This is a genomic window from Burkholderia sp. MBR-1 (assembly GCF_013822785.1).
Taxonomy (GTDB): domain Bacteria; phylum Pseudomonadota; class Gammaproteobacteria; order Burkholderiales; family Burkholderiaceae; genus Burkholderia; species Burkholderia vietnamiensis.
In genome coordinates, this window is the sequence record NZ_CP053609.1 from 1,685,841 (window position 1) to 1,700,270 (window position 14,430).

13 protein-coding genes are annotated in these 14,430 nt (G+C 66.1%); 11 read left to right on the top strand and 2 right to left on the bottom strand.

Annotation, left to right across the window (positions count from 1 at the left end; genetic code table 11):
- Positions 1 to 75 precede the first annotated feature (75 nt).
- Positions 76 to 1,605 carry a complex I subunit 4 family protein gene (locus MBR110_RS07735; protein ID WP_014723252.1) on the top strand — a complete coding sequence of 510 codons (1,530 nt, stop codon included), beginning with the start codon at positions 76 to 78 and terminating at the stop codon, positions 1,603 to 1,605.
- A gap of 31 nt (positions 1,606 to 1,636) precedes the next feature.
- Here MBR110_RS07735 and MBR110_RS07740 read toward each other — a convergent pair whose 3' ends face one another.
- Complete coding sequence (locus tag MBR110_RS07740; protein WP_080484203.1) at positions 1,637 to 1,846, bottom strand: hypothetical protein; 210 nt, start codon at positions 1,844 to 1,846, stop codon at positions 1,637 to 1,639.
- Between the two features lie 34 nt (positions 1,847 to 1,880).
- Here MBR110_RS07740 and cyoA point away from each other — a divergent pair, with 34 nt between their 5' ends.
- The 10 genes from cyoA to MBR110_RS07790 all read left to right on the top strand — a co-directional run bounded on the left by cyoA (position 1,881) and on the right by MBR110_RS07790 (position 13,315).
- On the top strand, positions 1,881 to 2,768 hold the full coding sequence (cyoA, locus tag MBR110_RS07745; RefSeq protein ID WP_011885191.1) for a ubiquinol oxidase subunit II: 888 nt from the start codon (positions 1,881 to 1,883) through the stop codon (positions 2,766 to 2,768).
- Between the two features lie 3 nt (positions 2,769 to 2,771).
- Complete coding sequence (gene cyoB / locus MBR110_RS07750) at positions 2,772 to 4,775, top strand: cytochrome o ubiquinol oxidase subunit I (RefSeq protein WP_011885190.1); 2,004 nt, start codon at positions 2,772 to 2,774, stop codon at positions 4,773 to 4,775.
- Entirely contained in the window at positions 4,775 to 5,383 is a 609-nt protein-coding gene (gene cyoC, locus MBR110_RS07755) for a cytochrome o ubiquinol oxidase subunit III (protein WP_011885189.1), read from the top strand. The genes cyoB and cyoC overlap by 1 nt, the downstream gene beginning before the upstream one ends.
- Positions 5,384 to 5,716, top strand: coding sequence for a cytochrome o ubiquinol oxidase subunit IV (gene cyoD, locus MBR110_RS07760; RefSeq protein WP_011885188.1), 333 nt, complete (start codon positions 5,384 to 5,386; stop codon positions 5,714 to 5,716).
- Between the two features lie 329 nt (positions 5,717 to 6,045).
- Positions 6,046 to 6,408 (top strand): hypothetical protein, encoded by a 363-nt coding sequence (locus tag MBR110_RS07765; protein WP_059695630.1) that lies wholly within the window; start codon positions 6,046 to 6,048, stop codon positions 6,406 to 6,408.
- A gap of 334 nt (positions 6,409 to 6,742) precedes the next feature.
- Positions 6,743 to 8,626, top strand: coding sequence for an extracellular solute-binding protein (locus MBR110_RS07770; protein ID WP_181708980.1), 1,884 nt, complete (start codon positions 6,743 to 6,745; stop codon positions 8,624 to 8,626).
- 52 nt (positions 8,627 to 8,678) lie between these two features.
- Positions 8,679 to 9,722, top strand: coding sequence for a microcin C ABC transporter permease YejB (locus tag MBR110_RS07775; protein WP_059602703.1), 1,044 nt, complete (start codon positions 8,679 to 8,681; stop codon positions 9,720 to 9,722).
- A 75-nt stretch (positions 9,723 to 9,797) separates the two neighbouring features.
- The gene (locus MBR110_RS07780; protein ID WP_011885184.1) at positions 9,798 to 10,895 is read left to right on the top strand and encodes an ABC transporter permease; all 1,098 of its coding nucleotides are present in this window, start codon (positions 9,798 to 9,800) and stop codon (positions 10,893 to 10,895) included.
- Complete coding sequence (locus MBR110_RS07785; RefSeq protein ID WP_011885183.1) at positions 10,892 to 12,514, top strand: ABC transporter ATP-binding protein; 1,623 nt, start codon at positions 10,892 to 10,894, stop codon at positions 12,512 to 12,514. The genes MBR110_RS07780 and MBR110_RS07785 overlap by 4 nt, the downstream gene beginning before the upstream one ends.
- 129 nt (positions 12,515 to 12,643) lie before the next feature.
- Positions 12,644 to 13,315 carry a C40 family peptidase gene (locus MBR110_RS07790; protein WP_011885182.1) on the top strand — a complete coding sequence of 224 codons (672 nt, stop codon included), beginning with the start codon at positions 12,644 to 12,646 and terminating at the stop codon, positions 13,313 to 13,315.
- A 90-nt stretch (positions 13,316 to 13,405) separates the two neighbouring features.
- Here MBR110_RS07790 and MBR110_RS07795 read toward each other — a convergent pair whose 3' ends face one another.
- The gene (locus tag MBR110_RS07795; protein WP_011885181.1) at positions 13,406 to 14,320 is read right to left on the bottom strand and encodes a patatin-like phospholipase family protein; all 915 of its coding nucleotides are present in this window, start codon (positions 14,318 to 14,320) and stop codon (positions 13,406 to 13,408) included.
- Positions 14,321 to 14,430 lie beyond the last annotated feature (110 nt).

The window sequence follows — 14,430 nt, forward strand, 5'->3', positions numbered from 1 at the left end:
ATCTGTCGATTTGATTTCGTTCCTTCGTCGCGTCTGTTCCCGATGCAGCGCGCGACCCACCCAGGGCCTGTTGACATGCATGAGTTCCCCTTTCTGAGCCTGGCGATCTGGGCTCCGATCCTGTTCGGCGCGTGTTTGCTGCGCGCCGGTTCCGACGATCGCGTACATCGCATCAGAGTGATCGCGCTCGTCGGCGCGCTTGCCGGCCTGGCCGCGGTCGTGCCGCTCGTCGCCGGTTTCGACGCGCATTCGGCCGCGATGCAGTTCACCGAATCGCGCGACTGGCTGGCCGCTTTCCACGCCGGCTGGCGCGTGGGCATCGACGGTGCGTCGCTGTGGCTCGTCGTGTTGACGGCGTTCACGACGCCCGTCGTCGTGATCGCCTCGTGGGAGTCCGTCACGGTGCGCGTCGCGCAGTATTACGCGTCGTTCCTGATCCTCTCCGGGCTGATGGTCGGCGTGTTCGTCGCGCAGGACGGGCTGCTGTTCTTCATCTTCTTCGAAGCGACGCTGATCCCGCTGTATCTGCTGATCGGCACGTGGGGCAGCGAGCGTCGCGTCTACGCCGCGGTGAAGTTCTTCTTCATGTCGTTCGCCGGTTCGCTGTTGCTGCTGATGGCGATGCTGTACCTGTCGGCGAAGTCGCATACGTTCGACATGAACGCATGGCGCACGCTGCAGCTCGGCTTCACGCCGCAGCTGCTCGTGTTCCTCGGCTTCTTCGCCGCGTTCGCGGTCAAGGTGCCGATGTGGCCGGTTCACACGTGGCTGAGCGACGTCTACAAGGACGGCCCGACCGGCGCCGCGCTGATGCTCGCGATGCTCAAGCTCGGCGGCTACGGCTTCCTGCGCTTCGCGCTGCCGATCACGCCGGACGCGAGCCACTTCTTCGCGCCGGCCGTGATCGCGCTGTCGCTGTTCGCGATCGTCTACGCAAGCCTGATCGCGCTGGCGCAGACCGATCTCGGCAAGCTGCTCGCGTATTCGACGGTCGCGCACATGGGCATCGTCACGCTCGGGCTGTTCCTGTTCAACCGCATCGGCGTCGAAGGCGCGATCGTACAGCTGGTGTCGTACGGCTTCGTCGCGGGCGCGATGCTGCTGTGCGTGAGCGTGCTGGTCGATCGCACGAAGCAGCGCGAGATCGCCGCGTACGGCGGCGTGGCCGGCGTGATGCCGCGCTTCGCGACCTTCTCGATGCTGTTCGCGATGGCGAACATCGGCCTGCCGGGCACCTCGGGCTTCGTCGGCGAGTTCATGGTCATCATGGGCGCGATCCGCATGAACTTCTGGATCGGCGCGATCGCGGCGCTGACGCTGATCCTCAGCGCGTCGTACACGCTGTGGATGGTCAAGCGCGTGATCTTCGGCAAGGTCGCGAGCCCGCGCATCGCGAAGCTCGCCGACCTCGGCCGGCGCGAGGTCGTGCTGTTCGCGTCGCTCGCGCTGATCGTGCTGATGGTCGGCGTCGATCCGAAGCCGTTTACCGACGCGATCGACCCGACGGTCGGGCGGCTGATCGAAGACGCGAGCCATTCGAAGCTGCCTGCCGGCGACGACGCCGCGCCGGCACGACCCGCCTACATGGCCGCCGCGCACGGCTGACCGGAGGAGGCCGCGCGCAGCGGCCGCCTCGTCAGACGAATGCGATGGTTGCGCGCACATCCAGTGGCGCGGCGCTTGTCGCGCCGGCTTCCGGCACGCGGCCGGCTGCGTGAAATTGCCCCGCGACAATGTGTCTCACATCGGATTTTGCAATGATGATTTGTCGTACATCAAGGTTTTTGCTTGCGTCCGGGCGACGTATGATGCGGCCACTTTCGTGGATCGAATGCGCATCGGGCATACGCAAACGGTTTCAATGACTCTCGGGCTGTGTGATGAAAAGAAGAGCTTCAAGAGGCTGGGCGGCGCTGATGTCAATCGGCGCGGCACTGAGCCTGTCAGGCTGTAATTTTGACGTACTTAATCCGAAAGGAAGCGTCGGCGCTGCCGAAAAGGCGCTGATCGCGACGTCGACATGGGCGATGCTGATCGTCGTCGTGCCGGTGATCCTGCTCACGCTGTACTTCGCGTGGCGTTATCGCGCGTCGAACCGCAACGCGACCTATGCGCCGCACTGGTCGCACTCGACCGCGATCGAAGTCGTGATCTGGACGGTCCCGACGCTGATCATCCTGTTCCTCGGCGTGCTCACGTGGAAGACCACGCACGAGCTCGATCCGTACAAGCCGCTCGAATCGGCGGTCAAGCCGATCGACGTCGAAGTCGTCGCGCTCGACTGGAAGTGGCTGTTCATCTATCCGGAGCTCGGCATCGCGTCGGTGAACCAGCTGGCGATTCCGGTCGGCACGCCGGTGAACTTCCGCATCACGTCGGACTCGGTGATGAATTCGTTCTTCATCCCGCAGCTCGGCGGCCAGGTGTACGCGATGGCCGGCATGCAGACGCGCCTGCATCTGATCGCCGACGAAGCCGGCGACTACGCGGGCACGTCGGCCAACTTCAGCGGCCGCGGCTTCTCCGACATGAAGTTCCGCACGCTCGCCGAGCCGCGCGAGCAGTTCGACGCGTGGGTGCAGAAGGTGAAGGCTTCGCCCGACCGGCTCGACGCCACCGTGTACGGCACGGTCGCGCAGCCGAGCGAGAAGGCGCCGGTGCGCTACTTCTCGTCGGTCGATCCGAAGCTGTTCCACAACATCATCGCGAAATACAACGATGGCCACGTCCTCGACCTGAAGGACGCCGCCTGCGGCACGAAGGGGTAACGCATGTTCGGCAAACTCACACTATCGGCGATCCCGTTCGATCAGCCCATCATCATGGGAGCCGGCGGCTTCATGGGGCTCGTCGTGCTGGGCATTCTCGCCGGCCTCACGATCACCGGCCGCTGGAAGTGGCTGTGGACGGAATGGTTGACGACGGTCGACCACAAGCGACTCGGCGTGATGTACATCATCGTCGCGCTGATCATGCTGCTGCGCGGCTTCGCCGACGCGATCATGATGCGCCTGCAGCTCGCGCTCGCCTACAACTCGCCCGGCTACCTGCCGCCGCATCACTATGACCAGGTCTTCACCGCCCACGGCGTGATCATGATCTTCTTCATGGCGATGGTGTTCATGGTCGGTCTGATGAACCTGATCGTGCCGCTGCAGATCGGCGCGCGCGACGTCGCGTTCCCGTTCATCAACTCGCTGTCGTTCTGGATGACGGCGGTCAGCGCGATCCTGATCAACGTGTCGCTCGTGATCGGCGAATTCGCGCAGACGGGCTGGCTCGCGTATCCGCCGTTGTCGGAGCTGCAGTTCAGTCCGGGGGTAGGGGTCGACTACTACCTGTGGGCGCTGCAGATCTCGGGCGTCGGCACGCTGCTGACCGGCGTGAACTTCTTCGTGACGATCCTGAAGATGCGCGCACCGGGCATGTCGCTGATGAAGATGCCGGTGTTCACGTGGACGGCGCTCTGCACCAACGTGCTGATCATGGCGTCGTTCCCGATCCTGACCGCGACGCTCGCGCTGCTCGGCCTCGACCGTTACCTCGGCATGCACTTCTTCACGAACGAAGCCGGCGGCAACGCGATGCTGTACCTGAACCTGATCTGGGCGTGGGGCCATCCGGAGGTGTACATCCTGATCCTGCCCGCGTTCGGCATTTTCTCGGAAGTCATCGCGACGTTCTCGAAGAAGCCGCTGTTCGGCTACAAGACGATGGTCTACGCGTCGTGCGCGATCATGGTGCTGTCGTTCCTCGTGTGGCTGCATCACTTCTTCACGATGGGTTCCGGTGCGAACGTGAACGCGTTCTTCGGGATCATGACGATGATCATCGCGATCCCGACCGGGGTGAAGGTGTTCAACTGGCTGTTCACGATGTATCGCGGCCGGATCGAATTCACGACGCCGGTGCTGTGGACGATCGGCTTCATGGTGACGTTCACGCTCGGCGGGATGACCGGTGTGATGATGGCGATCCCGGGCGCCGACTTCGTGCTGCACAACAGCCTGTTCCTGATCGCGCACTTCCATAACGTGATCATCGGCGGCGTGGTGTTCGGCTATCTCGCGGGCTTCAACTACTGGTTCCCGAAGGCGTTCGGCTTCAAGCTGAACGAGAAGCTCGGCAAGGCGGCGTTCTGGTTCTGGCAGATCGGCTTCTACGTCGCGTTCGTGCCGCTGTACGTGCTCGGCTTCATGGGCATGACGCGTCGTCTGAACCACTACGACAACCCGGCATGGCATCCGTGGCTGCTGGTCGCCGCGTTCGGCGCCGTGCTGATCGCGATCGGCATCGCGTGCCAGCTGCTGCAGCTCGTCGTCAGTATCCGCAACCGCAACCTGCCGGCCTATCGCGACACGACGGGCGACCCGTGGGGCGGCCGTACGCTGGAATGGGCGACCTCGTCGCCGCCGGCCGACTACAACTTCGCGGTGCTTCCGCAGGTGCGCACGCTCGACGCGTATGCCGACATGAAGGCGCGCGGCGACGCCCGGCCGAACCCGGCAGCGATCCGCGACATCCACATGCCGTCGAATACCTGCGCGGGCCTGGTGATCGCGATCTTCAGCCTGGTGCTCGGTTTCGCGCTGGTGTGGCACATCTGGTGGATGGCGATCGGCGGGCTGATCGGGATCGTCGCGACGCTGGTGATCTACAGCTCGCGCAATAACGACGGCTACTACATCCCGGCATCGAAGGTGCGCAAGATCGAAGAGAAGCAACCGGCGGCGCGCGTGTCGACGCGTGTCGACGTGGAACTGGAGGCCAACTGATGCTGCAGAAAACCTTGAGCGCAACCTTGCTCGAGCACGACGACCATCCGCCGTCGCACTCGGTGTTCGGCTTCTGGCTGTACCTGATGACGGACTGCGTTATCTTCGCGGCGCTGTTCGCGACCTTCGCGGTGCTGGGCAACCAGACCGCGGGCGGTCCGACCGCGAAGGACCTGTTCGACATCCCGGGCGTCGCGGTGGAAACCGCCGCGCTGCTGCTGTCGAGCATCACGTACGGCTTCGCGATGCTGGCCGGCTACAAGCAGCGGCGCGGTGCGCTGCTCGGGTGGCTCGCAGTCACGTTCGTGCTCGGCGCCGCGTTTCTCGCGATGGAGCTGCGCGAGTTCTCGCACCTGATCGCGGACGGCGCGGGCCCGCAGCGTAGCGCGTTCCTGTCGGCGTTCTTCACGCTGGTCGGCACGCACGGGCTGCACGTAACCGCCGGCCTGTTGTGGATGATCGTGCTGGCCGGACAGATCGTGCTGCGCGGCGGCGATCTGACCGATCGCGATCTGCGGCGCCTGACGTGCCTGAGCCTCTTCTGGCACTTCCTGGACATCGTCTGGATCTGCGTGTTTTCCTTTGTCTATCTCGCGAGCGTGATCTAAATGGCTCATTCGCATTCGTCTCAAATGGAAGAAGGGCACGGCAGCGTTGGCGGCTATTTCGCCGGTTTCATCCTGTCGGTGCTGTTGACGGCCGCGTCGTTCGGCCTCGTGTTGGGCGGCGTGCTGTCGCCGCATGCGTCGCTGATCGCACTGGCCGCGCTCGCGTTCGTGCAGATCGTCGTGCACCTCGTGTACTTCCTGCACATGAACGGCTCGTCGGGCCAGCGCTGGAACGTGATGGCGTTCAGCTATACGGTGCTGACCGCGGCGATCCTGATCGTCGGCACGTTGTGGGTGATGCACAACGTCAGCATGAACATGATGTCGCGTTGAGCGACGGCGCGCCGCAGCGGATCTGCTGCGGCGCGCATCTCATGTAAGGAAGGGCGGCACGCGAGTGCCGCCTTTTTTCGTTCGGCGCGTGCAGTTCGCGCGGGACTCGGCGGCGAGGCGGCGCTTCGCGTTGTCCAGGCCCGCCGCGGAGTAGGGGCTCGCGTATGCCGGCCAGCCGGCCGGCGCAAATACTGGCGTCAATTGTTACGAGACGTTAGCTCGCATGTGCGGCTGCGATGCCGCGAATCAGTTCTTACAAAGTGGAAATATGCGGTGAGGCGGCTTGTCGCTATAGTCGAATCACACATCACACGACTCGAAGAGGATCCATGAAGACTTTGCGTGTTGCCTCGCTCTTGACCGGTATGACGGCCTTGCTCGTGTCGGGCGCAGCAATGGCGGGAGTCAACGTCGGTATCAACGTCGGCGTGCCGGCGCCGGTCTACGTCGCTCCGGCGCCGGTGTACGCGCCGCCTCCTCCTCCGCCGCCGGTCGTCTACCAGCCGGCACCGGTCTACGCACCGGCGCCTGTTTATGCGCCCGCGCCGGCCATCGTGATCGGCTGGCATGGCGACCGTTACTGGGATGGCCGCCGCTACTGGGGCCGCGACGAGTGGTATCGCCATCATGGCCGCGGCTGGGATCGCGGGCATGGGCACTGGGACAACGGGCGTCACAACGGCTGGCGGTGATTGGTTGAGGTGCGCCGAGTCGCTCGAGCGGCGCGAGCAGGTCGGGCGTCCGAGCACCGGAGCACCGACTGGCCGGGCACCCAAGCACCCGAACGTCGCGCTCCCAATGGCCGCGCGGCTGCGCGCCCCAAGCGCTCCAACGACACGCCCGCCCACCCGACGAACCGCCCATCGGCACACCCGCCCACGGGCGGTTTTTCTTTGCCCGTGCGGACGTGCGCGCAGTTCCAGCCAAGCGTCGCTACGCCGCACGCAGGCCGCCATCTGGCTCGATGTCGACTTGAATGGGTAGAATCGACCCCGTTCCATCCCTCAATCGACCGACAGGGCCTCTATGACGAAGGGTTCGCGCCACGCTGCCGCCGCGTCCATCCGCTGCGGCGTCGCGCACGTGCTGCGCACGGCCGGCCGCAGCGCGGCCGTATTGGCAATACAGGCGGTGCTGGCCGCGACCGCCGCGCACGCCGCCTATGCGATCGCACAGTATGGCGAGCCGAAATATCCGCCGGGCTTCAAGCACTTCGACTATGTGAACGCCGACGCGCCGAAGGGCGGCACGCTCGTGCTCGCGAACCCGAACCGGCTGACGTCGTTCGACAAGTTCAATCCGTTCACGATGCGCGGCAATTCGGCGCCCGGCATCGACATGCTGTTCGAAAGCCTCGCGACCGGCAGCATGGACGAACCGTCGTCCGCGTACGGGCTGCTCGCCGACGACATCGACATCGCCGCCGATCGCCGCTCGGTCACGTTCCACCTGAACCCGCGCGCGCGCTTCTCGAACGGCGATGCGGTCACCGCCGACGACGTCAAGTTCTCGTTCGACACGCTGAAGAGCAAGCAGGCCGCGCCGCAATTCGCCGCGTATTTCGCCGAGATCACGAAGGCGGTCGTGGTCGATCGCGCGACCGTGCGCTTCGAGTTTCGCAGCGCGAATCGCGAGTTGCCGCTGATCGCCGGCGGCGTGCCGGTGTTCTCCCGCAAGTGGGGCTTGCGCGCCGACGGTTCGCGCATCCCGTTCGACCAGCTCGCGTTCGAGCAGCCGATCGGCAGCGGCCCGTATCTGATCGAGCGCTACGACAACGGCCGCACGATCACGTACCGGCGCAATCCCGCGTACTGGGGCGCCGACCTGCCGGTGCGGGTCGGCACCGACAACTTCGAGCACATCGTCTACAAGCTGTACGGCGACGGCGTCGCGCGGCTGGAGGCCTTCAAGGCCGGCGAGTACGACGTGCTCGTCGAATACATCGCACGCAACTGGGCGCGCCGCGACGTCGGCAAGCGCTTCGACAGCGGCGAGCTCGTCAAGCGCGAATTCCGCCAGCACAACGGCGCGGGGATGCAGGGCTTCTTCATGAACCTGCGCCGGCCGCTGTTTCGCGACGTGCGCGTGCGTGAGGCGCTCGACCTCGCGTTCGACTTCGAATGGCTGAACCGCCAGTTGTTCTACGGCGCCTACACGCGGCTCGACAGCTATTTCGCCGACACCGACCTGCAGGCGACCGGCACGCCGGGCGCGGGCGAGCTGAAGCTGCTCGAGCCGCTGCGCGCGCAGCTCGACCCGGCCGTGTTCGGCCCGATGGTCACGCAGCCGAGCACGAATCCGCCCGGTTCGCTGCGCGCGAATCTGCTGAAGGCGCGCACGCTCCTCGCGCAAGCCGGCTGGACCTATCGCGACGGCGCGCTGCGCAATGCGCAGGGCGAGCCGTTCAGGTTCGAGATCCTCGACGATTCGGGCGCCGCGATGGAAGGCATCGTGACCGCGTATCAGCGCAACCTCGCGAAGCTCGGCATCGACGCACGCTTTCGCACGGCCGACTACGCGCTGCTGCAAAAGCGGCTCGACGCGTTCGATTACGACATGACGACGGTGCGCCTGCCCGGCGTGCAGGTGCCGGGCGCCGAACAGTATTCGCGCTACGCGAGCAAGTTCGCCGACGAACCGGGCTCCGACAACCTGATCGGGCTGAAGTCGCCGGCCGTCGACGCATTGCTGCACGCGCTCGGCACCGCGCAGACGCGCGACGAGCTGCTCGATGCGACTCACGCGCTCGATCGCGTGCTGATGCACGGCTATTACGCGGTGCCGCAGTGGTACAGCACCACCCACCGCATCGCGTACAAGCGCTCGCTCGGCTACCCGCAGACGCTGCCGCTGTACTATTCCGCCGAGGGCTGGGTCGTGTCGACGTGGTGGGCGAAGCCCGACCACTGAAGCCTGCCTGCCGTTCGTTCAACCCAGCCTATCGATCACGAGTCGCCGCCCTATGTGGAGCTACATCCTCAAACGTCTGCTGCTGATGATTCCGACGCTCGTCGGCGTGCTCACGCTCACCTTCGCCGTGATCCAGTTCGTGCCGGGCGGCCCGGTCGAACAGGCCGTGCAGGAATTGCGCAAGGGCGCCACGGGCGAGGGCGCGGTGCCGTTCGGCATGCGCGCGCATACCGGCGTCGACGCGCAGCAGCTCGCGCAGCTCAAGGCGCTGTACGGCTTCGACAAGCCGCCGCTCGAACGCTACTGGCTGATGCTCAAGCGCTTCGCGCGCTTCGATCTCGGCGACAGCTACTTCCGCCACCAGAGCGTCTGGTCGCTGATCGTGCAGAAGCTGCCGGTATCGATCAGCATCGGGCTGTGGACCTTCTTCCTCACGTACCTGATCTCGGTGCCGCTCGGCATCGCGAAGGCCGTGCGCAACGGCTCGCCGTTCGACGTCGCGACGAGCCTCGTCGTGCTGGTCGGTTATGCGATTCCCGGCTTCGTGCTCGGCGTGCTGCTGCTCGTGCTGTTCGGCGGCGGCTCGTTCTGGCAGCTGTTTCCGCTGCGCGGCCTCACGTCGGACAACTTCTCGCAGCTGTCGCTGCTCGGCAAGGTGCTCGACTATCTGTGGCACATCGCGCTGCCGATCACCGCATCGGTCGTCGGCAGCTTCGCGGTCGTCACGATGCTCACGAAGAACGCGTTCCTCGACGAGATCCGCAAGCAGTACGTGCTCACCGCGCGCGCGAAGGGGCTCACCGAGCGCACCGTGCTGTGGAAGCACGTGTTCCGCAACGCGATGCTGCCGCTGATCGTCGGCTTTCCGGCCGCGTTCATCGGCGCGTTCTTCACCGGCAGCCTGCTGATCGAGACGCTGTTCTCGCTCGACGGCCTCGGGCTGCTGTCGTACGAATCGGTCGTGCGGCGCGACTATCCGGTCGTGCTCGGCACGCTGTACCTGTTCACGCTGATCGGGCTCGCGACCAAGCTCGTCTCCGACCTCTGCTACGTGTGGGTCGACCCGCGCATTCAATTCGAAAACCTGGAGCGCTGACATGAAACCGTCCGTTCGCACGCCGATCGCCGGCGCGCCTCTACGCCTGCCCGCGCGCGCCGGGCGAGGTGCGCGATGAGCCGGGCCATCGCGTCGTCCCGCATCGACGCCGCGCGGGCGCGCGTGTCGCCGTCGCCCGCGCGGCGCGTGTGGCAGCGCTTCCGCCAGCAACGGCTCGGCTACTGGAGCTTCGTGATCTTCGTCGTCGCATTCGCCGCGAGCCTCGCGGCGCCGCTGTGGTCCAACGACAAGCCGCTCGTCGTGCGCTACGACGGGCACACCTATTTCCCGATGTTCCATGCGTATCCGGAGACGACCTTCGGCGGCGACTTCCCGACGCCGGCCGATTATCTCGATCCGTACGTGCGCAAGCGCCTCGAAGCGCCGGGCAACTTCGCGATCTACCCGCCGAACCGCTATTACTACGACACGCTGAACTATTTCTCGAACGTGCCGAACCCCGCGCCGCCGTCGCGCGCGAACTGGCTCGGCACCGACGCGCAGGGCCGCGATCTGCTCGCGCGCCTCGTGTACGGGTTTCGCGTGTCGGTCGAGTTCGCGCTGATCCTCACCGCCATCGGCACGCTGCTCGGCATCGCCGCGGGCGCGGTGCAGGGCTTCTTCGGCGGCCGCATCGACATCGTCGGGCAGCGTCTGATCGAAATCTGGAGCTCGCTGCCGGAGCTGTATCTGCTGATCATCTTCGCGTCGATCTTCGAGCCGAGCTTCCTGCTGCTGATCGTGCTGCTGTCGCTGTTCGGCTGGATCGGCCTCGCCGACTACGTGCGCGCCGAATTCCTGCGCAACCGCACGCAGGACTACGTGCGCGCGGCCCGCGCGATGGGCCTCACGAACTGGCAGATCATCTGGCGCCACGTGCTGCCGAACAGCATGACGCCGGTGATCACGTTCCTGCCGTTCCGGATGAGCGGGGCGATCCTCGCGCTCACGAGCCTCGATTTCCTCGGCCTCGGCGTGCCGCCGCCGACGCCGAGCCTCGGCGAACTGCTCGCGCAGGGCAAGGCCAATCTCGACGCGTGGTGGATCTCGCTGTCGACGTTCGGCGTGCTGGTCGCGACGCTGCTGTTGCTGACCTTCATGGGCGACGCACTGCGCAATGCGCTCGACACGCGGATCGCCGACTCGGTGCGCGCCGCAGGAGGCCAGCGATGAGCGCCATCGACGCCTCGCAGCCGGGCGAACCGCTGCTGTCGCTCGAGCATCTGCACGTTCGCTTCGGCGACACGGTGGCCGTCGAGGACGTGACGCTCGCTATCGGTCGCGGCGAGCGCGTCGCGCTGGTCGGCGAGTCGGGCTCGGGCAAGAGCGTGACCGCGCTGTCGATCCTGCGGCTGCTGCGGGATGCGGACGTGAGCGGCACCATCCGCTTCGCCGGGCAGGATCTCGCCGGCAAGAGCGAGCGCGAGATGCGCGGGCTGCGCGGCTCGGACATCGCGATGATCTTCCAGGAGCCGATGACGGCGCTCAATCCGCTGTACACGGTCGGCGCGCAGATCGCCGAGACGATCGTGCTGCACGACGGCGTGACGGCCGGCGAAGCGCGCAAGCGCACGATCGCGCTGCTCGCGCGCACCGGCATCGCGGAGCCCGAGAAGCGCGTCGACAGCTACCCGCACGAGCTGTCGGGCGGCCAGCGGCAGCGCGCGATGATCGCGATGGCGCTCGCCTGCCGGCCGCGGCTGCTGCTCGCCGACGAGCCGACCACCGCGCTCGACGTGACGATCCGCGCGCAGATCGTCGACCTGCTGCTCGAACTGCAGCGCGACGAGGCGGAAAAGCGCGGGATGGCGATCCTGCTGATCACGCACGATCTGAACCTCGTGCGGCGCTTCGCCGAGCGGGTCGCCGTAATGGAGCACGGCAGGCTGGTCGAGAGCGGGCCGGTGGAGCGGATCTTCGCGCAGCCCGAGCATCCGTATACGCAGCGGCTGCTGAACAGCCGGCCGCAGCGCACGGTCGCGCCGGTGCTGCCGATCGCGCCGGTCGTGCTCGACGCGCGCCACGTCAGCGTGCAGTTCGCGCGCAAGCGGCCGGGGCTGGCCGGCTGGTTCGGGACGCTGCCGGTGACGGCGGTGGATGACGTGTCCGTGTCGGTGCGGCAGGGCGAGACGCTCGGGATCGTCGGCGAATCAGGCTCCGGAAAGTCGACGCTCGCGATGGCGCTGCTCGGGCTGCAACGGACGGTGGCCGGCGAGATCGAGTTCCAGGGGCGCGCGCTGTCGACCTATCGCGGCCGCGAACAGACCGCGCTGCGCTCGAACATGCAGGTCGTCTTTCAGGATCCATTCAGTTCGCTGTCGCCGCGTCAGACGATCGAGCGGATCGTCGGGGAGGGGCTCGAGTTGCATCGCCCGGAACTGAGCGCGGACGCGCGCCGCGCGAAGTCGCTGACGGTGCTGCGCGAAGTCGGCCTCGACCGCACGGTGCTGCATCGCTATCCGCACGAGTTCTCCGGCGGCCAGCGGCAGCGGATCGCGATCGCACGCGCGCTCGTGCTCGAGCCGCGCATCCTGATCCTCGACGAGCCGACTTCCGCGCTCGACGTGTCGATCCAGCAGCAGGTGCTGAAGCTGCTCGCGAATTTGCAACAGAAATACAACCTGGGCTATGTATTCATCAGCCACGATCTGGAGGTGATCGGCGCGATGGCGCACCGCGTCGCGGTGATGCAGGGCGGGGCGGTCGTCGAGTCCGGCGACGTGGCGGATATCTTCACGAGACCGTCACATCCTTACACACAAAAGCTGTTGAAAGCCGTCTGGAAAGCATGATAGCGGGTCCAATGGTCCAACCATCTCGATTGTATTTTTTAATTTGTTTTGACAAACGATTACGCGCTGGCTAGTATCGACCGAAATTTTCCGCCAATCAGCTGATTTTTAAGCAAATTCCATCGACCAATGCAGCATCGATCCCTGTCCCAGGCATGTGTGCGCACCGTCGCCGGGCTGTTCATCGGCGCCCTGATCGCAGCAGCTCCCGGCGCGTTCGCCGACGAAGTCAGCAGTTTCAATCAGAATGTCAGCAATTCGACTCAAATCGGGTCGACTTCCCTCCAGCAGACCTCTGCGCAGCCGGCTAGTGGCGGCGCGAAGTCGTTCCTGTCCGGCATGGCGGGCAAGGCGGGCGACGTCGTGGTCAGCGCGCTGAACATGATCGGCGTGCGCTATCGCTGGGGCGGCAATTCGCCGGACTCCGGCCTCGATTGCAGCGGCTTCGTGCGCTACGTGTTCCAGGATACGCTCGGCATGTCGCTGCCGCGTCGCGCGGAAGAAATGAGCCGCGTCGGCGAGAAGGTCAGCATGAGCAACCTGAAGCCGGGCGATCTCGTGTTCTTCAACACGATGCGCCGCACGTTCTCGCACGTCGGCATCTACATCGGCGACAACAAGTTCGTGCATTCGCCGTCGACCGGCAGCACCGTGCGCGTCGACGATCTCGACAGCGGCTACTGGGAAAAGCGTTTCACCGGCGCGCGCCGGCTCGAATCGACGTTTCCGATGAACGCCGAGGATCTGCGCCAGCGCGTGCGCGCCACGATCGGCGACGACGCCGCGAACGGCAGCAACTGATCGTTCGTCAGGTCGAAAGAAACCCTGTCACCGAAAGGCGACAGGGTTTTTTGCTTTTGGGGCCGCGTGAGCGGCGGGCGCCGTGCGCGCTTATGCGGCCACGCCGCCGCGCGCGGCCGCGAGCTTGCGCTGCAGTTCGGGCATGATGCGCGCCACCGCTTCCTCGCCCGCGAGGATCGCCGCGTTGCGCTGATTGAAGTCGCTGCCGCCCATCGCGGCGAGATTCGGGCGGATCACGACGTCCGCATACTTGTCGAGCTCGTAGGTCTTGATCGTCTGGCCCATGATCGTGAAGGTCTGCAGCAGCATCTCGATCGGGTTGTCGGTCGCCGCGCCGTCCGGCCGCGACGAGATGTCCACCGCGATCACGAAGCTCGCGCCCATCTTGCGGGCGAACGACGCGGGCACCGGGCTCACGAGGCCGCCGTCGACGTATTCGCGGTTGCCGATCTTCACGGGCTCGAACACCGACGGCACGCTGCACGACGCGCGCACCGCGAGCCCCGTGTTGCCCTGCTGGAACAGGATCGGCTGACCGTTCTGCAGGTCGGTCGCGACGACGCCGAGCGGCTTGGCCATCTTCTCGATCGGCCGGTTGTTCAGCGTCTTGTTCAGGAAGTTCTGCAGCGCGATGCCCTGCAGCAGCCCGCGCGAGCGGAACGGCAGCGCCCAGTCGCTGATCGCGGCCTGATCCATGTCGAGCGCGATCTTGTTGATCTGCAGCCCGCTCATGCCCGACGCGTACAGCGCGCCGACCACCGAGCCCGCGCTGGTGCCGGCGACGAGGTCGATCGGGATGCCGCGCGCCTCGAGCGCCTTCAGCACGCCGATGTGCGAAAAACCGCGGGCGGCGCCGCCGCCGAGCGCGATGCCGATCTTCACGGGCTTCTGCGCGGTCGCGGCATTGTCGGGACGGGACTTCTCGCCGAACGACGTGCATGCGGCGAGAGTGGCGGACGCGCATGCGATCGTGAAGTGGCGGCGCGACAGGCGAGGGGACGACATCGAATGATTCTCCGGCGGCTGGGTGGCGGGCCTTGCGGCCCGCGGCGGCGATGGATTGCGAGCGGCCGCGCGGGGCAATCCGGGCGGCCGGCGCCGCGCCCGCGGGCGGT